Origin of the sequence: Kingella denitrificans ATCC 33394, assembly GCF_000190695.1 — a bacterium.
Taxonomy (GTDB): Bacteria; Pseudomonadota; Gammaproteobacteria; order Burkholderiales; family Neisseriaceae; genus Kingella_A; species Kingella_A denitrificans.
This window is the reverse complement of record NZ_GL870929.1, coordinates 880,679-902,024: the sequence shown is the minus strand read 5'-3', so window position 1 is coordinate 902,024 and position 21,346 is coordinate 880,679. Positions and strand designations below refer to the sequence as shown.

23 protein-coding genes and 1 pseudogene are annotated in these 21,346 nt (G+C 53.7%); 20 read left to right on the top strand and 4 right to left on the bottom strand.

What is annotated here, in order from left to right:
- Positions 1-140 precede the first annotated feature (140 nt).
- Entirely contained in the window at positions 141-950 is an 810-nt protein-coding gene (murI, locus tag HMPREF9098_RS04490) for a glutamate racemase (RefSeq protein WP_040564263.1), read from the bottom strand.
- A gap of 190 nt (positions 951-1,140) precedes the next feature.
- Here murI and HMPREF9098_RS04485 point away from each other — a divergent pair, with 190 nt between their 5' ends.
- From HMPREF9098_RS04485 to prfB, 7 genes are all read left to right on the top strand, one after another.
- Positions 1,141-2,100 carry an acetyl-CoA carboxylase carboxyltransferase subunit alpha gene (locus HMPREF9098_RS04485; protein WP_003782416.1) on the top strand — a complete coding sequence of 320 codons (960 nt, stop codon included), beginning with the start codon at positions 1,141-1,143 and terminating at the stop codon, positions 2,098-2,100.
- Between the two features lie 67 nt (positions 2,101-2,167).
- Positions 2,168-2,782, top strand: coding sequence for a nicotinate-nucleotide adenylyltransferase (nadD, locus tag HMPREF9098_RS04480; RefSeq protein ID WP_003782415.1), 615 nt, complete (start codon positions 2,168-2,170; stop codon positions 2,780-2,782).
- A gap of 200 nt (positions 2,783-2,982) precedes the next feature.
- Positions 2,983-3,375, top strand: coding sequence for a ribosome silencing factor (gene rsfS / locus HMPREF9098_RS04475; RefSeq protein WP_040564262.1), 393 nt, complete (start codon positions 2,983-2,985; stop codon positions 3,373-3,375).
- 15 nt (positions 3,376-3,390) lie between these two features.
- Positions 3,391-4,353: a tetratricopeptide repeat protein gene (locus HMPREF9098_RS04470; RefSeq protein WP_003782411.1), complete on the top strand. Its 963-nt coding sequence runs from the start codon at positions 3,391-3,393 to the stop codon at positions 4,351-4,353.
- A 6-nt stretch (positions 4,354-4,359) separates the two neighbouring features.
- Positions 4,360-4,830 (top strand): 23S rRNA (pseudouridine(1915)-N(3))-methyltransferase RlmH, encoded by a 471-nt coding sequence (gene rlmH, locus HMPREF9098_RS04465; RefSeq protein ID WP_003782409.1) that lies wholly within the window; start codon positions 4,360-4,362, stop codon positions 4,828-4,830.
- Positions 4,831-4,843: 13 nt separating this feature from the next.
- On the top strand, positions 4,844-5,299 hold the full coding sequence (locus HMPREF9098_RS04460; protein ID WP_003782407.1) for an HAD domain-containing protein: 456 nt from the start codon (positions 4,844-4,846) through the stop codon (positions 5,297-5,299).
- A 98-nt stretch (positions 5,300-5,397) separates the two neighbouring features.
- On the top strand, positions 5,398-6,501 hold the full coding sequence (prfB, locus tag HMPREF9098_RS04455; protein ID WP_003782406.1) for a peptide chain release factor 2: 1,104 nt from the start codon (positions 5,398-5,400) through the stop codon (positions 6,499-6,501).
- A gap of 64 nt (positions 6,502-6,565) precedes the next feature.
- On the opposite strand, the gene cyaY is transcribed toward prfB, so the two are convergent.
- A complete protein-coding gene (cyaY, locus tag HMPREF9098_RS04450) occupies positions 6,566-6,886 on the bottom strand; it encodes an iron donor protein CyaY (RefSeq protein ID WP_040564715.1) in 321 nt (106 codons plus the stop codon).
- A gap of 85 nt (positions 6,887-6,971) precedes the next feature.
- Between cyaY and lptM the strand changes: the two genes are divergently transcribed.
- The 11 genes and pseudogenes from lptM (at position 6,972) to HMPREF9098_RS04395 (ending at position 18,731) form a co-directional block, all read left to right on the top strand.
- Positions 6,972-7,157: an LPS translocon maturation chaperone LptM gene (gene lptM, locus HMPREF9098_RS04445; RefSeq protein WP_003782403.1), complete on the top strand. Its 186-nt coding sequence runs from the start codon at positions 6,972-6,974 to the stop codon at positions 7,155-7,157.
- Positions 7,144-8,367: a diaminopimelate decarboxylase gene (lysA, locus tag HMPREF9098_RS04440; protein WP_003782402.1), complete on the top strand. Its 1,224-nt coding sequence runs from the start codon at positions 7,144-7,146 to the stop codon at positions 8,365-8,367. Before lptM ends, lysA begins: the two co-directional genes overlap by 14 nt.
- A 217-nt stretch (positions 8,368-8,584) precedes the next feature.
- Positions 8,585-10,269, top strand: a pseudogene (gene pilB / locus HMPREF9098_RS04435) (type IV-A pilus assembly ATPase PilB).
- 43 nt (positions 10,270-10,312) lie between these two features.
- On the top strand, positions 10,313-11,596 hold the full coding sequence (locus HMPREF9098_RS04430; RefSeq protein WP_003782394.1) for a type II secretion system F family protein: 1,284 nt from the start codon (positions 10,313-10,315) through the stop codon (positions 11,594-11,596).
- 122 nt (positions 11,597-11,718) lie between these two features.
- The gene (locus tag HMPREF9098_RS04425) at positions 11,719-12,555 is read left to right on the top strand and encodes a prepilin peptidase (protein ID WP_040564261.1); all 837 of its coding nucleotides are present in this window, start codon (positions 11,719-11,721) and stop codon (positions 12,553-12,555) included.
- A 3-nt stretch (positions 12,556-12,558) separates the two neighbouring features.
- Positions 12,559-13,167, top strand: a complete 609-nt coding sequence (gene coaE / locus HMPREF9098_RS04420; protein WP_003782391.1) for a dephospho-CoA kinase — start codon at positions 12,559-12,561, stop codon at positions 13,165-13,167.
- 90 nt (positions 13,168-13,257) lie between these two features.
- Positions 13,258-14,007, top strand: a complete 750-nt coding sequence (gene zapD, locus HMPREF9098_RS04415; protein ID WP_003782389.1) for a cell division protein ZapD — start codon at positions 13,258-13,260, stop codon at positions 14,005-14,007.
- A gap of 21 nt (positions 14,008-14,028) precedes the next feature.
- Entirely contained in the window at positions 14,029-14,505 is a 477-nt protein-coding gene (pncC, locus tag HMPREF9098_RS04410; protein ID WP_040564260.1) for a nicotinamide-nucleotide amidase, read from the top strand.
- A 44-nt stretch (positions 14,506-14,549) separates the two neighbouring features.
- On the top strand, positions 14,550-15,170 hold the full coding sequence (locus tag HMPREF9098_RS04405) for an L-threonylcarbamoyladenylate synthase (RefSeq protein WP_003782385.1): 621 nt from the start codon (positions 14,550-14,552) through the stop codon (positions 15,168-15,170).
- A 250-nt stretch (positions 15,171-15,420) separates the two neighbouring features.
- Positions 15,421-16,149: a ribonuclease PH gene (gene rph, locus HMPREF9098_RS04400; RefSeq protein ID WP_040564714.1), complete on the top strand. Its 729-nt coding sequence runs from the start codon at positions 15,421-15,423 to the stop codon at positions 16,147-16,149.
- A gap of 350 nt (positions 16,150-16,499) precedes the next feature.
- Positions 16,500-18,731: a TonB-dependent siderophore receptor gene (locus tag HMPREF9098_RS04395; RefSeq protein ID WP_040564713.1), complete on the top strand. Its 2,232-nt coding sequence runs from the start codon at positions 16,500-16,502 to the stop codon at positions 18,729-18,731.
- A gap of 85 nt (positions 18,732-18,816) precedes the next feature.
- Here HMPREF9098_RS04395 and HMPREF9098_RS04390 read toward each other — a convergent pair whose 3' ends face one another.
- Together HMPREF9098_RS04390 and ypfJ are read right to left on the bottom strand one after the other, a co-directional pair.
- Positions 18,817-19,068 (bottom strand): CsbD family protein, encoded by a 252-nt coding sequence (locus HMPREF9098_RS04390; RefSeq protein ID WP_003782382.1) that lies wholly within the window; start codon positions 19,066-19,068, stop codon positions 18,817-18,819.
- Positions 19,069-19,247: 179 nt separating this feature from the next.
- Positions 19,248-20,105: a KPN_02809 family neutral zinc metallopeptidase gene (gene ypfJ, locus HMPREF9098_RS04385; protein WP_003782381.1), complete on the bottom strand. Its 858-nt coding sequence runs from the start codon at positions 20,103-20,105 to the stop codon at positions 19,248-19,250.
- Between the two features lie 262 nt (positions 20,106-20,367).
- On the opposite strand from ypfJ, the gene HMPREF9098_RS04380 reads away from it, so the two are divergent.
- Both HMPREF9098_RS04380 and HMPREF9098_RS04375 read left to right on the top strand, forming a co-directional pair.
- Positions 20,368-20,655 (top strand): co-chaperone GroES, encoded by a 288-nt coding sequence (locus HMPREF9098_RS04380; RefSeq protein WP_003782379.1) that lies wholly within the window; start codon positions 20,368-20,370, stop codon positions 20,653-20,655.
- A 51-nt stretch (positions 20,656-20,706) separates the two neighbouring features.
- Positions 20,707-21,339 carry a glutathione S-transferase family protein gene (locus tag HMPREF9098_RS04375; protein ID WP_003782378.1) on the top strand — a complete coding sequence of 211 codons (633 nt, stop codon included), beginning with the start codon at positions 20,707-20,709 and terminating at the stop codon, positions 21,337-21,339.
- Positions 21,340-21,346 lie beyond the last annotated feature (7 nt).

Genomic DNA, 21,346 nt, shown 5'->3' with positions numbered 1-21,346 from the left:
TTGCAGTGATGAATCGTGAGGGATGTAATTCTATGTAAGCCATAGAATCGTATCGGATTTTAAATGTGCAGGCTGCTTTTTGCAAGCAGATTCGGCTGCCGAAAAAGCAGCCTGCACATTGAAGCGCAGGCGTTGCCCGGTCAGCCCAGCCGCATCATTTCAATCTGTTCCAGACTGCGGCCCAGAAAGCGTTCACCGATGGTTTGGAAGCGCAGCGGGATGTCGGACACGTAGAAACGGTAGTCGGGCGTGCAGGGCTGCGTGTTGAGCAGTTGCGCGGCGGCCAGTGCCTGCGCGGTGGCTTCGGCGGTGGTGGTGGACGAATCGACCAGTTCGATGTGCGGCGCTTCCTGCCGGATGAGCGGTTTGAGCAGCGGATAGTGCGTGCAGCCCAAAATCAAGGTGTCGATTTTGTCGGCCAAAAGCGGTTTCAGGTATTCGCGCACCGTCAGCCGCGTTACTTCATGGTCGAGCCAGCCTTCTTCCACCAGCGGCACGAGCAGCGGCGCGGCTTGCGACAGGATGCGCGTGTCGGGATTGTGGGCGTGGATGGCGCGGGCATAGGCATTGCTGTTCACTGTGGTGTTGGTGGCGATAACGCCGATGTGGTTGTTGCGCGTGGTGGCCAATGCAGCCTGCGCCCCGGCTTCAATCACGCTCAGCACGGGCATGTTGCCGGCCATTTGCTGCACTTTTGCTCCGGCAACGGCGGCAATCGTATTGCAGGCAATCACCAGGGCTTTGACTTGGTTTTGCAGCAGGAAATCGACAATTTGCAGCGAGAAATCTTCAATCGTGTTGCGCGATTTCACGCCGTAAGGCACGCGCGCGGTGTCGCCGAAATAAACGATGTTTTCATTGGGCAGGCGCTCCATCAGCGCGCGGACGACGGTGAGGCCGCCCACGCCGGAATCGAAAACGCCGATGGGTTTGGAGTTGTTGGCATTCATGGTGCGTATATCAATAGAAAGTGCAGGCTGCTTTTGCCTGAAACCGTGCGGCACACGGGCAAGCGGCGTATGATAGCCCCCATTGTCGGGCAGGGCAATAGGGCGGCAGCCTGCACATGTTTATAGAGTGATTACCCAAATACGGCATAAGGCGTTATAATCCGCCTATCCGAACCGTTGCGAGATTTTTATGAAACCTATTTTTTTGGATTTTGAACAGCCCATTGCGGAATTAAACAATAAAATCGAAGAGTTGCGCCTGGTGCATGACGATTCGGCGGTCGATATTTCCGATGAGATTGCCCGTTTGCAGAAAAAAAGCATGGATTTGACCAAATCCATTTTCAACAAGCTCACACCCGCACAGATTTCGCAAATTTCCCGCCATCCGCAGCGGCCGTACACGCTGGACTATATTGCCGCGTTGTGTACCGATTTCCAAGAACTGCACGGCGACCGCCATTACGGCGACGACCACGCCATCGTGGGCGGTTTGGCGCGCTTTAACGGGCAAAGCGTGGTGGTAATCGGCCATCAAAAAGGGCGCGATACCAAAGAAAAAATCCGCCGCAATTTCGGTATGCCGCGCCCCGAAGGCTACCGCAAAGCCCTGCGGCTGATGCACTTGGCGGAAAAATTCCGCCTGCCCGTGCTCACGTTTGTCGATACCCCGGGCGCATACCCCGGCATTGGCGCGGAAGAGCGCAACCAGTCCGAAGCCATCGGCAAAAACCTGTACGAACTGACCAAACTGCGCGTGCCCGTTATCTGCACCGTGATTGGCGAAGGCGGCTCCGGCGGCGCGCTGGCGATTGCGGTGGGCGATTATGTGAACATGCTGCAATATTCCACTTATTCGGTGATTTCGCCCGAAGGCTGCGCATCGATTCTGTGGAAAACTGCCGAAAAAGCCGCCGATGCCGCCGCCGCGTTGGGCATCACCGCAGACCGATTGCAAAAACTCAATCTGGTGGACAAAGTGATTGAAGAGCCCTTGGGCGGCGCGCACCGCGATTATCCCGAACTGATGAAACGCCTGAAAGCAGTGCTGGAAGAGCAGTTGCGTACCGCGCAGGACATGCCGGTGGACGAATTGCTGACACGCCGCTTCGACCGCATTATGGCGTATGGCCAGTTTGTGGAAAAATAAGCAGGATTCCCGATAAGCTGAACTTGGTTCGGCTTATTTTTTCTTTTTTGACAATGAAATGAATCGAATGCAGAAAATCGGACTCTTCGGCGGCAGCTTCAATCCGCTGCACTGCGGCCATGTTGCGATGGCGCGCGCCTTTGCCGACGAATTGGCGTTGGACAGCGTGCTGTTTGTGCCGGCGGGCAATCCGTACCATAAAGCCCATGCCGATGTGGGCAGGGAGCACCGCTGGCAGATGGTGCAATGCGTCACGGAGTTGGACGCGCGTTTTGCGGCCAGCGATGTGGATTTGGTGCGCGAAGGGAAAACCTATACCATTGATACCGTTCAGATTTTCAAACAGATTTATCCTAATGCACAATGGTGGTGGCTGATGGGCATGGATAGCTTTATGACGCTGCACACATGGAAACACTGGCAGGCTTTAGTGCGGCAGGTGTCGATAGCTGTGGCGGCGCGGCCGGGGCAGTCGTTGCGGCAGCTGCCTGCGGTGTTGCAGGATTATGCGGCCGATGCGCTCAAAGCAGGCAGCCTGCACTTTCTGAATGCGCCGGAAATGGCAGTCAGCTCCACCGAAATACGGCGGAAAATTCAGGCGGGCGCAGATATATCGGGCGATGTGCCGTCCGCCGTGCGCCAGTATATCCTGCAACACGGGCTGTATCGGGTAGTGGATTAAAATTGCAATGAATACGGCGTTGGCTCGCCTTGACGTACTATTTGTATGCCTTGCGGTTCGCCGCCTTGTCTCATTTTTATTTTAATCCACTATAAATAAAGGTGCAGGCTGCTTTTCGTTCCCCGCCGCAACAAAGTGCAGGCTGCTTTGATATAAATACGCTATAATGCGCCATTTTCTCAAAAGTTTAACGAATAATGATGACTGAACAAGAATTGCAGGCCATACAGAAAATGGTCGATATTGCCGTGAACGCATTGGAAGACGTGAAGGCCAAAGACATTATCGTCTTGGATACCAGCGAAAAAACCTCGCTGTTTTCGCGCATGATTATTGCCAGCGGCGACAGCACGCGCCAAGTGAAAGCCTTGGCCAACAATGTGGCCGTGGATTTGAAAGAAGCCGGTTTCGCCATTTTGAGCAGCGAAGGCCAGGACAGCGGCGAATGGGCGCTGGTGGATGCCGATGAATTGGTGGTTCATGTGATGCTGCCCGCCGTGCGCGATTTTTACGACATCGAAGCCTTGTGGGGCGGCGAAAAACCGTCTTTCCACGCAGGCGCCACCAAGCCCTGGCACGCCGCCGACAACTGATGCGCAACGCGGACAATGGACACTACGGAACTTTCAGCGCAATGGCAGCATGAACGCCGCCTGATTTCGGCATATCGTTTGGACGAAGCCAAAGAAGCCGTCATGCAGACTTATCGCCAAGTGCAGGCACAATATGGCGACAACAGTCGGGAAAGTGCAGGCTGCCTGATGAACTTGGGCTTGTGGCACGAAGCGCAAGGCGAATACGCCTCGTTTGAAACCCTGATGCGCCAAAGCGCCCAACTGTTCCGCCGCCACCGCGCCGATGCACCCACCGAAGCGCTGAAAGCACAGTTTTATTACGCCAGAGCCTTGTGCCGCCAAGGGAAATGGCAGCAGGCCGCCGAGCAGGCCGCCGAAGTGTATTCGACACAATGCCAATATTATGGCGAACACGCCGACCACGACGATATTGCCCACACCTTGCGTTTGCAGGGCAACATCAATGCCATGCAGCCTGCAACCCTTGGGGAAGCACTGCCGCTGTTGGAGCAGGCCGCCGCCATGTTCGAACGCCTGCACGGTATGCACCACGCGGAAACCGCCTATACCTACACCCAAATTGCCGAACAATACGCCAAGCAGGGCTATGTTGCCGAAGCGCAATCCGTTTTGCGCAGCACCGATGCGGTTTTACGCGAACAACTGGGCAGCCTGCACCCGTATGTGGCCGTGGCGCAATGGCGGCTGGCCGAATGTTGCGATATGCAGCGGCAATACGGCGAAGCGCAGGCACATTTGGCCGAAGCCGAGCGCATTTTGCGCGACTGTGTGGGCGAAATGCATCCGTTGTGGCTCGATTTCTGGCTGCTCACGGCGGAACACTGTGCCGCTCAAGGGCAAATCGAAGTCGCCTTGTCCGCTTATGGCAAAGCCCTGTTCGTCTGCCTGAAAAGCTATGACGAAGAGCATCCCGCCAGCACTTATATCCTCCGCCAAATCACCTATTGGGTGCAGCAGCTGCACCGAGAAGAATAAAGCCGAATGAATATCACCGTATTGGCCGTGGGCAACAAAATGCCGCACTGGGTGGACGAAGCCGTGCAGGAATATGCCAAACGCTTTGGCCGCGACGTGCAATACACGCTCAAAGAAATCAAACCCGAAAAACGCGGCGCCGGCGTGAATGCCGCACAAGGCATGGCCGCTGAAGAAAAACGTATTTTGGAAGCCCTGCCGGACAACGCCTTTCTGGTGGTGCTGGACGAACGTGGTAAAGCACCCACATCGGTAGAACTGGCGCAATATATGCAGCGCTGGCAGCAGGACGGCGAACACGTTTGCTTTGTCATTGGCGGGGCGGACGGCATGACCGACGCGCTCAAACAGAAAGCGCGGCTGATGTTGCGCCTCTCCAGCCTGACGCTGCCGCACGGCATGGTGCGCGTGCTGCTGACCGAACAACTGTACCGTGCCGTCTCCATTTTGCAGAACCACCCTTATCACCGCGAATAAACGCCGCATCACCATGCTGATTTTTTTAGATTTCGACGGCGTGCTGCACTCCGCCCACGCATTCCGCGCCGAGCAAATGTTCAGCCAGCTTTCCGTGTTCGAGCCGTTTTTCCGGCAGCCGGAATTTGCCGACATCCAATTCGTCGTCTCGTCCACTTGGCGGCATAACCGCAGCTTGGAAGAACTCCGCGCGCCGTTTTCCGCCGATTTCCACGGCCGCATTGTCGGCAAAACGCCCGAATATGTCGCCACATCGCCTATTGCCGAGCGCGAACAGGAAATTTTGTGCTATCTGGAAGACCATCTGTGCGAACACGAGCCGTGGCTGGCACTGGACGACTGCCGCAGCTATTTTGACCGCCATGTCGGCAAAGTCTTCTTCTGCACCGCCGGCACGGGTTTGATGCAACGCGATTTGCCCGCTTTGGCAGAGTGCATCCGCCGGCAGAAAAAGCAGCCTGCACTTTAATCATCGGTAACGTGCAGGCTGCCTGAACCGAAAAGCAGCCTGCACTTTAAAAAACACCGCCGCATAAGAATAATTAATTGAAAAATTTAGGAAACTATATGCAACCCGAACAAATCAACCAACTGAACAACCAGCTGGACGACCTGGCGCAACGCAACACCGATATCCGCGCCTATATGGATTACCAAGGCAAAAAAGAACGCTTGGAAGAAGTGGTCGGCCTGTCAGAAGACCCGGAGCTGTGGAACGACCCCAAGCGCGCCCAAGACATCGGCAAAGAACGCAAACTGTTGGAAGGCATCGTATTGACGTTGGAAAACATCGAAAACGGCATTGCCGACAACCGCGAACTCATCGACATGGTGGTGGAAGAGAATGACGAAGACGGTTTTGCCGCCATCGTTGCCGATGTGGCCGGGCTGGAAAAACAAATGGCGGATTTGGAATTCAAGCGCATGTTCAACCAGCCTGCCGACCCGAACAACTGCTTTATCGACATCACCGCAGGCGCGGGCGGCACGGAAGCCGAAGACTGGGCAGGCATGCTGCTGCGGATGTATCTGCGCTATGCCGAGCGCAAAGGCTTCAAAGTGGAAGTGGTGGAACAGGACGACGGCGAAATTGCCGGCATCAACAACGCCACCATCCGTTTGGAAGGCGAATATGCCTACGGCCTGCTGCGTACCGAAACCGGCGTGCACCGTCTGGTGCGTTATTCGCCGTTCGATTCGAACAACAAACGCCACACGTCGTTTGCGTCCGTGTTCGTATATCCCGAAGTGGACGACAGCTTTGAAGTGGAAATCAACCCGGCCGACGTGCGTACCGACACTTACCGCGCATCGGGTGCGGGCGGCCAGCACATTAACAAAACCGATTCCGCCGTGCGTATGACGCATATCCCGACCGGCATCGTGGTGCAGTCGCAAAACAGCCGCTCGCAACACGAAAACCGCCGCGTCTGTGAAGAAATGCTGCGCGCCAAATTGTTCGAGCTGGAAATGCGTAAGCGCAACGAGGAAAAACAGGCGCTGGAAGAAGGCAAGTCGGACGTGGGTTGGGGTAGCCAAATCCGTTCGTATGTGCTGGATTCGTCGCGCATTAAGGATTTGCGCACGGGTTATGAAGTCGGCAATACCAAAGCGGTGTTGGATGGCGATTTGGACGGATTCATTGAAGCGAGCCTGAAGCAGGGCGTGTAAAGAGGTAAAAAAGCAGCCTGCACTTCGTTTTCAGGGGTGCAGGCTGCTTTTGGAAACGGTCGTATTATCCGGCAAACGGCGGAATGCAGACGGTTTCGCCCGCCGCTTCGCTCAATGCCGTGTTCAATACGGTAAAGAAATCGCTGTTGTCGCGAGTGGCGAGCCATTTTCCTTCGCGATAGGCGAAATGGTAGCCGCCGCTTTTGGCCGCAATCCACAGTTCCTGATTGGGCGTGTGGCGGTTCACGATAATCTGCGTGCCGTTTTCGGCTTCAATCGTCAGCACGTTGCCGGCATACAGGCAGTCAAAATCGTATGCGTCCAATTCGTTTTCGATATGGGCGAACAAGGTGTCGGAATGTTGCAGGAACTCGGTTTCGGTCATGGTGTGTGCCTCTTTGAAAATAAATCGGCGCATATTGTGCCAGTTTTAAAAGCAGCCTGCACCTTTTTATTGTGGGATAAAGGATATGAAGAACATAATGATGATGGCACTGCTGTGCAGCGTGGGCGCCTGCGGCTTCAAGGGCGATTTGTATTTGCCACGCGAAAAAGACCATGCCCGCTTCGGCGTGGTCCAAACCGGAATCGATTTCAAACGCACGCCGCCGCAGGACACAGCGAAACCCAAGGAAAATACGCATGAAAACCATTGAAAATATTGAATTCGGACAACTGGCGGCACAATTCGGCACGCCGCTGTATGTGTATAGCGAAAACGAGCTGACCCAGGCCTATGCGCGTTACCAAACCGCCTTTGTCGCGCTCAACCCGCTGATTTGCTATGCCGTCAAAGCCAACAGCAATTTGAGCATCATCCGGCATTTCGCACGGCTGGGCAGCGGTTTCGATACCGTGTCGGGCGGCGAAATCGCACGGGTGCTGGCGGCGGGTGGCAGCGCGGACAAAATCATTTTTTCGGGCGTGGGCAAAAGCGAGGTCGAAATCGAATTCGCGCTGAATGCCGGCATTAAGTGCTTCAACGTGGAAAGCCTGCCCGAGTTGGACAGAATCAACGCCGTGGCGCAACGGCTGGGCAAAACCGCACCGGTTTCGCTGCGCATCAATCCCGATGTGGACGCCAAAACCCATCCGTATATTTCCACCGGCCTGAAAGCCAACAAATTCGGCATCGCCATGGCGGACGCAGAGCAGGCATACCGACATGCAGGCAGCCTGCACCATTTGCGCATTGTCGGGATTGACTGCCACATCGGTTCGCAGCTGATGGATTTGTCGCCCTTAATTGAAGCCTGCGAACGCCTGCTGCAACTGACCGACCGCTTGGCAGGGCAGGGCATCGTATTGGAACACATCGATTTGGGTGGTGGCATCGGTATTGCTTATCAAAACGAACAAAGCCCCGATTTAGCCGCATACGCCGCCGCTGTGCAAACGCTTTTGGCCGGTCGGCCGCAATCGCTGGTGTTGGAACCCGGCCGCAGTTTGGTCGGCAATGCCGGCACGCTGCTGACACGCGTGGAGTATGTGAAACGCGGCGAAGAGAAAAATTTTGTGATTGTCGATGCCGCCATGAACGATTTAATGCGACCCGCGCTGTATCAGGCATACCACAATATCGAAAATGCCGAAACCTCCGAACGGCAGCCCGTGTTTTTGGCGGATATTGTCGGCCCGATTTGCGAAACGGGCGATTTTTTGGCGCGCGACCGCATGATTTCCGCCCAAGCAGGAGATTTGCTGCTGGTGCGCAGCGCAGGTGCATACGCGTCCAGCATGGCCAGCAATTACAACACGCGCGGCAGGGCGGCAGAAGTGCTGGTATCGGGCGATAAGGTGCGCCTGATTCGACCGCGTGAAACGTGGGAAGATGTATTCGCTTCGGAAAAAAGCGTATTGGCGTGAACGGTAAAAATGCAGGCTGCTTTCTTTTCGTGCGTCAAAAGCAGCCTGCACTGCGATTGTGTTGTGTAGATGAAACGCGAACGAAGCAAAAACTTTACATTTGTTGCATTCCGTTAATTAGACACACATAATCTTGTATAATTGTAAGATTATTGACGATATAGTCCCGTATCGGCAGCTGCATTGCAGCCGTTTGGGCAAAGAAATAGGATATTGTATGAGCGTCGGCTTATTGCGCGTATTGGTGCAGAAAAAATTAGTTCCACAAGAAAACCTCGCAAAATATCAAGAAGCTATTAAAAAAGAAAAACCGATTCTGCCCCTGGTGTTCAGCGACAAAATCATTACGCCGGATGCGTTGGCGCAACTGTGCTCCGACGTTTTCAACTATCCGATGCTGGATTTGAATTTTTTCCCGCGTTCGCGCATTGTTCCCGACGTATTGACCGAAGAGCAAATGCAGGAATTGCGCTGCATACCGCTGCATAAACGCGGTAAAAAACTGTATGTGGCCGTTTCCGATCCGACCAATCTGCAAAATATCCAAAAGGCGGTTTTCAGTACCGGTTTGTCGGCCGATTTGGTTGTGGTACGTGATGATCAGTTAAGCACCGTTTTGGAATGGTTTGGTCAAAGCAACACCGCTCTGTTCTGTTGAAAGAAATGGGCATGGATGTGCAGAAAGAAGAGTCTGCGCAAACCATGATTGTGGATGGCGAAGAGGAAGAGGATGGTCCGGTAGCGCGTTTCATCCAAAAAATCCTGCATGATGCCGTCACTTCCGGTGCATCCGATATTCACTTTGAGTTTTACGAATTTATGGCACGCGTGCGTTTCCGTACCGACGGCCAGTTGCGCGAAATCGTACAGCCGCCTTTGGCATTGCGCAGCCAGTTGGCATCGCGTATCAAGGTAATGGCGAAGCTGGATATTTCTGAAAAACGCGTACCTCAGGATGGACGCATCCAGTTGCAGTTTTCCAAAAATACCAAAGCCATCGACTTCCGTGTGAATACCATGCCCTGCCTGTTTGGCGAAAAAGTCGTGATGCGTATTCTGAATTCCGATGCCGCCAGCTTGAATATCGACCAATTGGGTTTTGAAGATTTCCAAAAAGAGATGATTATGGAGGCGATTCACCGTCCGTACGGCATGGTGTTGGTAACAGGACCTACCGGTTCGGGTAAAACCGTATCGCTTTATACCTGCCTGAATATTCTGAACACGGACGATGTGAATATTTCGACTGCAGAAGACCCGGCAGAGATTAACTTGCCCGGTATCAACCAGGTAAACGTGAACGATAAACAAGGCCTGACGTTTGAAGCGGCGCTGAAAGCATTCCTTCGACAAGACCCGGATATCATCATGATTGGTGAGATTCGCGACTTGGGCACTGCCGATATTGCGATTAAAGCTGCACAAACAGGCCACATGGTGTTTTCTACCTTGCACACGAACAATGCACCGGCTACATTGTCGCGTATGTTGAACATGGGTGTGGCGCCGTTTAATATTGCATCGGCAGTTAATCTGATTATGGCGCAACGTTTGGCGCGCCGCTTGTGTTCAGCCTGTAAAGCGCCAATGGAACGTCCGCCGGAGCAGGCATTGCGTCAAGCGGGCTTTACCGACGAGGACTTGGCGAAAGATTGGACCATGTATCGCGCCGTAGGTTGCGATGCCTGCAAAGGTAAAGGCTATAAAGGGCGTGCAGGTTTGTATGAAGTTATGCCGATGACGGAAAAAATGAAAGCCGTTATTATGAAAGGCGGTACTGAGGTTGATATTGCGAATATCGCCTATGAAGAAGGATTGTGTGATTTGCGTCGTTCAGGCTTGTTGAAAGTCATGCAGGGCATTACGACGTTAGAGGAAGTGATTGCCACAACCAACGAGTAATTTCGGTTGTTTGGAACAGATAATTTATTTATAAGGAAATACAATGGCTGAAAGAAAACCAGCAAGAAAGGTGGCTTCTAAAAAAGCACCTGTGAAAAAAGCGGCAAGACCGGAGAAGAAAGAAAAGGGTAACCGCTATCAGTTTGAAGGCCGCAATTTAAGCACGGATTCCATTGTTCGCGGCGAGGTGGTTGCCAAAAACGAAGAGGATGCACGTCAAAAATTGGCGCGCCGTCAGATTCGTGTTTTGCAATTGAACAAAATGAAAAGCGCCCGTGAGAAAAAAATCACGCAACAGGACATTACTGTGTTCACGCGCCAATTGTCTACCATGATGAAAGCTGGCCTTCCGTTGATGCAGGCATTCGATATTGTGGCGAAAGGCCATAGTAATGCTGCTGTTACCCGATTGCTGACGGAAATCCGCAATGATGTGGAACAAGGTGAATCTTTAGGCACATCGTTTTCCAAACACCCAAAATATTTCGATAAGTTCTATTGCAATTTGGTTGCCGCAGGTGAAGCAGGTGGTGTATTAGAAGGACTGTTGGATAAGCTGGCACTTTATAAAGAAAAAACCCAAGCCATCAAGAAAAAAGTAAAATCGGCGTTGACTTACCCGATTGCCATTGTGGTGGTGGCCGTGGTTTTGGTCATTGTGATGATGATGTTCGTACTGCCGGAATTTGGTAAGGTATACAGCAGTATGGGCGCTGAATTGCCACCATTGACACAGTTTATGATGAATATCTCTAACGCATTTGTGGCTTATGGTTGGTTGATTATTCTTGGCCTGATCGGTGGTGTGGTTGGTTTGATTAAATTCCACCAAAGCTCTCCGGCATTCCAGAAAAAAGTCGATTCTTGGTTGTTGAAATTACCTATTTTCGGAGCCATTGTACGGAAAGCAACGCTGGCACGCTGGGCGCGGACCACAGCAACTCTGTTTACGGCAGGTGTGCCATTGGTGGAAGTATTGGAATCTGTGGCAGGTGCTTCGGGTAATATTATTTACGAAGAGGCCACGATGGTCATCCGTTCCAAAGTGAATCAAGGTCTTTCTTTGACTTCAGGCTTGCAAGGTGCCGGTACTGATATGTTCCCCAATATGATGGTGCAGATGGCGGCCATTGGTGAGGAATCGGGTGCACTGGACGATATGCTGAATAAAATCGCCGAGTTTTATGAAGAAGAAGTGGATGTTGCGGTAGCGAGCTTGTCTTCTTTGATGGAACCGGTCATCATGGTGGTACTGGGCGTTATCATTGGTACCATCTTGGTGGCGATGTACTTGCCGTTGTTCAATTTGGGTAACGTAGTCGCTTAACCGTTATTAAAGGGCAGCCGCATTCTTAGAGTGCAGGCTGCTTGGGTTTTCGCATGAATGGAGAAATCAACATTCATGCGAAATTTATCTTGAAACCATCCTTGATAGAATCGAAGCAAAATATGGACGTACCAGCCATTGTTTTGGCCTTTATTTTCGGGCTGCTCATCGGCAGTTTTCTCAATGTCGTGATTTACCGCCTACCGGTCATGCTGCATCAAGAGTCGCGTCAGGCGGCGCAGGAATACTTGGGGCTACCGGTGGAAACATTACCGACATTTAATCTTGTAACGCCGCCGTCGCGTTGCGGTCATTGCGGTGCGCGTGTAAAACCATGGCAGAATATCCCAATTATCAGTTGGTTGCTGTTGCGCGGGCGATGTGCAGGCTGCCATACCAAAATCAGCATCCGCTATCCGTTGGTCGAACTGCTTACCGGTATTTTGTTTGCGCTGGTGGCTTGGCGGTACGGTTGGACGTGGTACACGGTCGGTGCTTGCCTGTTCACGGCATATGTGGTGGCGATGACGTTTATCGATGCTGATACGCAGTTGCTGCCCGATGAATTGACTGTTCCGCTGATTCGTTGGGGTTTGCTGTTCAATCTGTTGACCGGGTTCGTTTCGCTGCAACAAGCCGTTTGGGGCGCGTTGGTGGGTTATATGAGCCTGTGGTTGATGTCCAAAACCTACAAACTGCTGCGCGGTGTGGACGGTATGGGCGGCGGCGATTTTCAAATGCTTTCCGCTTTGGGTGCATGGCTGGGCGTTTCGACCATTCCGATTATCGTGTTCTCAGCGGCCATTGTGGGGATTGTTGCGGCCTTAATCAAACGCGTGGCCAAACAGCAGCCGATGGCGTTCGGGCCTTGTTTGGCCGTGGCGGGCTGGGTGGTGTTCCTGTTCCACGATTCCGTGATGCGGGGCATGGCCTGGTATTTGGCGAAATCGGGATTTTAAACAATGACAGCGTGGGTGGGACTCACCGGCGGTATCGGCAGCGGCAAATCACAGGCCGCTGCCTGTTTTGCCTTATTGGGCGTGCCGGTAATTGATGCGGACGCGGTGTCCAGAATATTGACGCAAACGCCGGATAGCGAAGCATTGCGCCGGATACGGGAAACCTTCGGCGATTCGGTCATTGACAGTGCAGGCTGCCTGAACCGTGCCGCCATGCGCGAATATGTGTTCGCCGACGAACAGGCGCGCCAGCGTTTGGAAGCGATTCTGCATCCGTTGATTTATCGCGAAATCGAACGGCAAAAAGCAGCCTGCACTGCTGCGCCATACGGCATTATCGAGCTGCCGACCTTGGCGGAACACCCGGTTTTCCGCCGTTTGGTGCAGCGTGTTTTGCTGGTGCAGTGCGATGAAAAAACGCGCGTGCAGCGGGTGATGGCGCGCAACGGTTTGACAGAAGCGGCAGTTCGCGCCATTATGCAAGCCCAAGCCGGCGATGAACAAAGGCTTGCATTGGCAGACGATTGTCTGGTCAATCAAGGTTCGCCGGAAGATTTATCACAGGCAGTGCAAAGGCAGCACCGCATTTATTTGCAGCGTTGGTCGCTTTAAAATCAAGGCATTGGATATTCCGTTGATGCCGCATAAAGACCGCGCCTTGCCCGAAGGGCAGCCTGCACTGCACGCATTAAGGAAGTTTTCATGTTGAGTTTTGACCACCCTTTGTCTGAACGTGTTCGCAGTTTGATTCGGATTGACCATCTGTTTAACCGTTTCAATCACAACACGGACAGTGATGACAAATGGTCGCACCATGTGGCATTGAGCAGTTTGTTTGAAATTATGGAGTGCTCGTCGCGCGCCGAATTGAAATTGGATATTTTGCAGGAATTGGAACGGCAGCGGCAGGCCGTTCGCCATCGCGACAATCCCGATATTTTGGATAGAATCCAGCGTGCATCGCAGGATTTGCAGGATGTGCAGCAGAAATTCGGGCAGCACCTCCGCGAGAATGAGTGGCTGATGTCGCTGAAACAGCGTATTGTGATGGCGGGCGGCACAACACCTGTCGAATTGCCCAGCTATTATTATTGGCAAAAGCAGCCTGCAGACCTGCGCCGCGCCGACTTGCAGCGTTGGAGCCAAGTCATGATGCCGACATACCACGCCACCAAGCTGCTGCTGGAGATTTTGCGCAGCAACCAGCGTGTGATGATGTGCAAAACCCAAAAAGCCAATTACGAGCACACCAGCCTGGCGAAAAATATCCATTTGCTGACGGTTGAAATCCCGCAGGCGGCCGGCGTTTTGCCGGAAGTTTCCGCCAACAAATATTTCACACACATCCGCTTCGTGCAGGCCAATCAGGAAAGTATGCGCGGCAAACCGGTGGAAAAAGATTTGGAATTTAAGATGATGATTTGCAGTTTTGACAGCGAAGCAGTTGCCTGACCCATGGAGAAGACAGCCCAAATGAGCCGAATCGAATACATTGCCCAAGCCCTTACCGAGAGAAAACAGACCGTTACCTGCGCGGAATCGTGCACGGGCGGTTTGCTGGCGGCCGCATTGACCAGCATTCCCGGCAGTTCCGCATTTTTTGAGCGCAGTTTCGTGACGTATTCCAACCAGGCCAAAAAGCAGTTGCTGAACGTGACCGAGGAAACGCTGCGCCATTATGGCGCGGTGAGCGAGGAAACGGTGCGCGAAATGGCGTTGGGTGCGTTGATTGCCGCCAAATCGGATTATGCGTTGAGCATTTCGGGCATTGCCGGACCGGACGGCGGCACGGCGGAAAAACCCGTGGGCTTGGTGTGGTTCGGCTTTGCCACCAAGCAGCGGATTTGGGCGAAACATTACCAATTTTCCGGCAGCCGCGAAGAAATCCGCCGCCAAGCCGTGCAATACGCCCTGGCCATTATGGAACATTATTTGAAAACAAATGCTTGATATAGTGCAGGCTGCTTTTGGGCCGGCACAGCAAAGGAACACACATGGCGCAACTATTTGCCATTCACCCCGATAATCCGCAGGAAAGGCTGGTCAAACAAGTGGCCGGGCAAATCAAACAAGGCAAAATCCTGGTGTTGCCCACCGATGCCTGCTATGTTTTGTGCTGCCATTTGGGCGACAAAACCGCCATGGAACGCATTTTGGCGATTCGGCAGATTGACCTGAAACACCACCTTACCCTTTTGTGCGCCGATTTGAGCGAACTGGGCACTTATGCCAAAGTGGACAACAGCCAGTTCCGCCTGCTCAAAGCCGCCACGCCCGGCGCATACACCTTCATCCTGCCCGCCACCAAAGAAGTGCCCAACCGCACGCTGCACCCCAAACGCAAAACCATCGGCCTGCGCGTGCCCGACAACGCCATCGCATTGGCTGTGTTGCGCGAATTGGGCGAGCCCTTACTCTCCTGCACCCTTATGCTGCCCGAAGACGAAGAACCGCTGACCGACCCCTACGAAATCCAAGACCGCTTGGACCATGCGGTCGATATCATCATCGACGGCGGCTGGTGCGGCAGCGAGCCCACCACCGTAGTAGACATGACGGACGGCATCGAACTTGTGCGGCAGGGCAAAGGCGACACCGCGCTGCTGGGTTTGTAATGCCAAAGCAGCCTGCACTTTGCCCAACGGTGTGCAGGCTGCTTTTGACATGACCGCATCCGTTCCGCCCCTCCAATCCGGCTGAACTTTGACGGTTGGCATGGCGTTGCGCCGCCATACCCACGCCGCCGCAGCCCACCGTTTGCCGCCCATTCCAAAGTGCAGGCTGCTTTTGAAAGCGAAAAAAGCAGCCTGCACCGTTTCCATTTTCATTCATCCACCCATTCATTCGCAATTCCAAGGACATATCATGGCATACCAACGCACCGACCGCGCCACAGACGCATTGCGCCCCATCACCATCACACCGAACTTCCTGCCGCACGCCGACGGCTCCGTGCTGATGGCCTGCGGCAACACCAAAGTCATCTGCACCGCCACGATAGACGAAAACATCCCACCGTTTTTGCGCGGCAAAGGGCAGGGCTGGGTCACGGCAGAATACGGCATGCTGCCCGCCTCCACCCAATCGCGCATGAAACGCGAAGCCGCCGCCGGCAAACAGTCCGGGCGCACGCAGGAAATCCAGCGGCTCATCGGACGCAGCCTGCGCGCCGCCGTGGACATGACGAAGCTGGGCGAACGGCAAATCCTAATCGACTGCGACGTGATTCAGGCGGACGGCGGCACGCGCACCGCCAGCATTACCGGCGCATTTGTCGCACTGCAAATCGCCGTACGCAAACTGCTGGCCGATGGCAGAATCGCTGAAAACCCGCTGGTGGGCAGCGTGGCCGCCATTTCCGTGGGCGTGGTGGGCGGCGTGCCGCTGCTGGATTTGGATTATCCCGAAGATTCCGGCTGCGACAGCGACATCAACCTGGTCATGCTCAATGCCGACAAAATCATCGAAATCCAAGGCACGGCGGAAGGCGCGGCGTTCGGCATGGACGAATTACAGCAACTGGTTGCGCTGGGGCAGAAAGGCATCCGCGAATTGAGCGAATTGCAGCGGCAGGCGGTGCAGGCTGCTTTTTAAAGCACGCCGCCGTTTTCATTTCATAAACTCAAAAGCAGCCTGCACCTTGGTTTCCGAGTGTGCAGGCTGCTTTTTATAGCGGATTAACATCGCAATGCTACGGCGTTGGCTCGCCTCGACGTACTACTTGTACGCCTTGCATCATTTTTATTTTAATCCGCTATATATTGCGTTCGCTTGGTCATTAACAGCATTGGGAGAAATGATTGATTTTCTGGGCTGTGTTGTATTTTCGTTTTAAATCATGGCCTATTCTTTAATAAAATAAAAATCATTTGCATTAAATTAACAAAGAAATATAATTGCCCGCGTTCTTTTAACCTTTGCAAATTTATTTTGAGAAAATCTTCATGCAACATTCATTCAAACTGACCTTGATTGCCACCATGCTGACCGGTTCGGTATCCGCATACGCAGATGAAACCATTAATGCAGGCAGCAAGGCGGAAGCCACCAGCTTGGAAACCGTCCAAGTGACCGCCCGCAACCGCAACACGCGCACTGAAAACCGAAACAGCTACACCACTTCCGCCATGCGCACCACCACGGGGCTTTCGCTGTCGCCCAAGGAAACGCCGCAGTCGGTGAGTGTGATTACTAAACGGCAGATGAGCGACCAAGGCATCACCAGCATGGAAGATGCGCTGAAAACCACCACGGGCATCAACGTTATCCGCGATACCGGTACGGCGCGCTTCCAATCTCGCGGTTTCTATATTGACCAGATTGAAGAAGACGGCATCAGCAGCGTAGTGCCCGGTGCAGTAGCCAACCCGATGTACGATGCGCAGTCATCGACCGATTTGGCGGTGTACGACCATATCGAAGTGGTGCGCGGTGCCACGGGGCTTACCCAAGCCAACGGCGAGCCGGGTGGTACAGTCAATGCCGTGCGCAAACGCCCAACTTCGCAAACCCAAATTCAAGGCGATTTGATGTTTAACCGCTTTGGCACGGCACGCGCCACGATTGACGCTTCGGGTTCACTGAACGAAGCAAAAACCCTGCGCGGCCGAGTGGTGGGTGTGGCCAGTAGAGACGGCAGCTTCAAAGACAGCGCGGCGGGCAACACATTCACTTTATACGGCGTGATGGATGCACAGTTGGGCGAGAATACCAAGCTCACTTGGGGCGGGCTGTATCAACGCAAAATATCCACACCAGACGACTGGGGCATTCCGATGGGCGTGAACGGCAGCGATTCCGGCCTGCCGCGCGACACTTTCCTCAGCTATGATTGGAGCCGTAACAGGGCCCGTAAAATCAACCTGTTTGCCGAAGTGGAGCACCATTTTTCCGATGATTGGAAACTGACCGGAGCACTCAATTACAACAACAACCATTCTTTGAAACGCAACGGCGGCATTTACAGCGGCAATACTTCCTATGCAGGCTGGACAACCGGCGGCGTTCTGCCTTCCGGCTGGCTCGGCCGGTATGACCGCAACGAAAAGCAGTTCACCATCAAAACCAATCTGAACGGCAAATACCGCCTGTTGGGGCAGGAACACGATGTGTTCTTCGGCTATACCTATAACCACAAAAGCGGCGGTGGCGAACGCCGCCAGTTCCGCCATCTTCAGTCTTACGACCCGTCTGCTTTCCGGGGCAACGAAGTGGCCGAGCCGAACTGGTATGCGGGCACACCGTGGATGTTGTGGGATTACGATAATACCGAGCGCAGCCATTCCCTCATGGCCGGCACACGCTTCAACCCCACCGAAAAACTGCACATTTTGGCCGGCACGCGCTATACCAATATGACCACCAAATCCGTGGTGGATTACCACTATACCAGTGGCGCGGTGGATAACGATCCGGATAGTGTGACCCGCCGCAAACACCACCGCTTTATTCCGTATTTCGGCATCACTTACGACATCACGCCGCATCACAGCATATACGCCAGCTACACCAGCATTTTCAAACCGAACGGCTACAAAGACCGCCACGAACGCTATCTTCCGCCGGTATTGGGCAACAATTATGAAATCGGCTGGAAGGGTGAATGGTATCAAGGCAAACTGAATGCTTCCGTGGCCTTGTTCAACATTGTGCAGAAAAACCGCAGCGTTCAGGTGTACGACAATATCATGTCGCGCTGGTATTACGAGCCGGTGGGCCGTGTGCGCAGCCGCGGCGTGGATATGGAAATTTCCGGCAAGCTGACGGACGATTGGCAGCTGTTTGCAGGCTACACGCTGAACAACAGCAAATATCTGGATGCCGAAAACCGCGGCGCGATTCCTGCGGGCACCAATTTCAGCAAACACACGCCGCGCCATATGTTCCGCCTCTACACCAGCTACCGCCTGCCCGGTGCGGCAAATAAATGGACGATTGGCGGCGGCGTAACCGCACAAAGCGAAACCTCCAGCCTGGCCAATGTGAAGCAGGGCGGTTATGCGCTGCTTAACGCCAATGTGCAATACAGCTTTAACGACAACATGAAGCTTAGCCTGATTGGCAGCAACCTGACCGGCCGGCGCGTGTATGAAAACCAGAAAACCCGGCAGAACGGCATCAACAACTATCTGATCGAGCCACGCAATTTCGTGTTGAAATTCGATTGGAAACTGTAATCCCGCCGCACAGGCAAAAGAAAGACCACCTGAATCTCTTCAAGTGGTCTTTGTTTGTATTGTGCAGGGCGGTTTGCCCGTTCAATTAAAATTTGCTTTTGATGTCGTTCACCAAATTTTCGGCTTTTTCTTTGGCTTCGGCGGCCAGATGTTCGGCAGTTTCCTTGCCTTTTTCCAGTGCATCCGCCGCTTGTTTTTCCAAGTTGGCGGCAACTTCTTTGGCTTTGCCCACGCCTTCTTGAATCAGGCCTTCGGCTTGCAGTTTGCTGTTGCCGATAGCGTCGCCGACTTCTTTTTTCACGTTGCCTACGATTTCATCGAAATTACTCATTTTCATGCTCCCGGGTTGTGTGTTAAGGAAGCGGACACTGTAACTGTTTATATCGGCAGAGTAAAACGGTTTAACTTTTCTTTACGGCGGCAGGCTGCCTTTCACCAATGGGGCGTGCCGATAAAAAAGCAGCCTGCACGTGAACCAAAGTGCAGGCTGCTTTTGGCATCGGGGGATTCGGCTGCTCACGAATCGAACGTGTTGCATTGCGCGGGGTCGCCGCTTTGCAGGCCGCGGCGGAACCATTGTAGGCGCTGGGCGGATGTGCCGTGCGTGAAGCTGTCGGGCACGGCATAACCGCGGCTGCGCTCTTGCAGGCGGTCGTCGCCCACGGCTTCGGCGGCGTTAAAGGCTTCTTCCAAATCGCCTTCTTCAAACAGTTGGCGTTCTTGCGCGCGGTTGGCCCACACGCCGGCCAGGCAGTCTGCCTGCAATTCGAGCTTGACCGACAAGCGGTTGGATTCGCTTTCGCCGGCATATTGGCGCGCGCGGTTCACCTGTGCCATCGAGCCGGTCAGGTTTTGCACATGGTGGCCGACTTCGTGGGCAATCACATAGGCGAACGCCGCATCGCCCGCCGCGCCGAGTTTGTTTTTCATGTCATCGTAAAACGATAAATCCAAATAGATTTTTTGGTCGGCAGGGCAGTAGAACGGGCCCATGGCCGCTTGGCCTTGCCCGCAGGAAGTGTAGGTGCTGCCGCGATACAGCACCATGGTGGGCTGCACGTATTGGCGGCCTTGGCGGCGGAAATATTCGCCCCATGTGTCTTCCGTGTTGGCCAGAATCTTGCGGGTAAATTGTTTCAGTTGTTCTTCTTCGCGGCTGGCGTAAACGGGGCGACTCTGCTGTTGTTGCGGCTGTGTCTGCTGTACGGCCATGCCGCCGGCCAGACCGCTCAAATCGATGCCGTAATACGCGCCGACCAGCATGATAATCAGGCCGGCAATACCACCGATTTTTCCGCCGCCACCGCCGCCGCCCGAGCCGGAACCGCGTCGGTCTTCGATGTTGTTGCTGCTGCGCTCGTTGTCCAGTTTCATGGTGATTCCTTTAATTCAATAGATTGCGCGGGATTATACAGTAGGAAACGGTATGCAAGCGATTTTGGGCGGGTGCAGGCTGCTTTTCGGCTCTGAAAAAGCAGTCTGCACTTTAATATTTCCTTTTGGTTTAAATGCTTACCTATCCATCGCAAAAAAAATGCGCCGCCTGTCTTGAACTTTGTGCAGGCTGCCTTTATCTAGCAGCCATACAGTGTATTACTGTACTTTTTTTCGTCAATTTTATTTTTGGGAGCTATTTATGAACATTCGTCCGTTACACGACCGCGTCGTTATCAAACGCTTGGAAGCCGAAGAAAAAACCTCGTCCGGCATCATCCTTGCCCCTTCCGCCACCGAAAAACCCGACATGGGCGAAGTCATCGCCGTGGGTGCGGGCAAAATCGGTAAAGACGGCAGCCGCCGAGCTTTGGACGTGAAAGTGGGCGACAAAGTGATTTTCGGCAAATACAGCGGCCAAACCGTGAAAGCCGACGGCGTGGAACTGCTGGTGATGCGCGAAGAAGACATCTTCGGCATCGTGGAATAAGTTTCAGGCAGCCTGCACGTCTGTTTCAAAATTTAATCAGGAGTTTATGAAATGAAAAAAATCACGCTTTATACCAACCCCAATTCGCGCGGCCGGATTATCCGCTGGCTGCTGGAAGAATGCGGCGCGGATTATGAAGTTGTCCCCGTGCCTTTCGGCGAAAACGGCACCAAATCCGCCGACTATCTCGCCGTCAATCCCATGGGCAAGCTGCCTGCGGTGAAATACGGCGACGCGGTGATCACCGAAACCGCCGCACTGATAACTTTTCTGGCGGAACTCTTCCCCGAGAAAAACCTGATTCCCGCTGTCGGTACCGCAGAACGCGGCGAGTTTTACCGCTGGCTGATGTTCGCCATGCACGCCGAATACGCCTTCATGGACAAATGGCACGGCATTCCCGAAACACCGGAACGCAAGCGCAGCATCGGCTACGGCAGCTTTGACGAAGTTGTCGCCACGCTAACTAAGTTTCTGCACGGCAAAGAATATGCATTGGGCAACCATTTCACCGCGCTGGACCTGTATTTGAGCGGCCTGATTGCGTGGGGCATTATGCGGGCGCAGGTGTTGGATATGGACAGCGAATTGGGCGCGTTTATGAAACGCCACGCGGCACGTCCCGCCTTTGCCAAATCACAGGCGCTGGATGCCGAACTCGCGAAACAGATGGGCTTGGAATAAAAGCAGC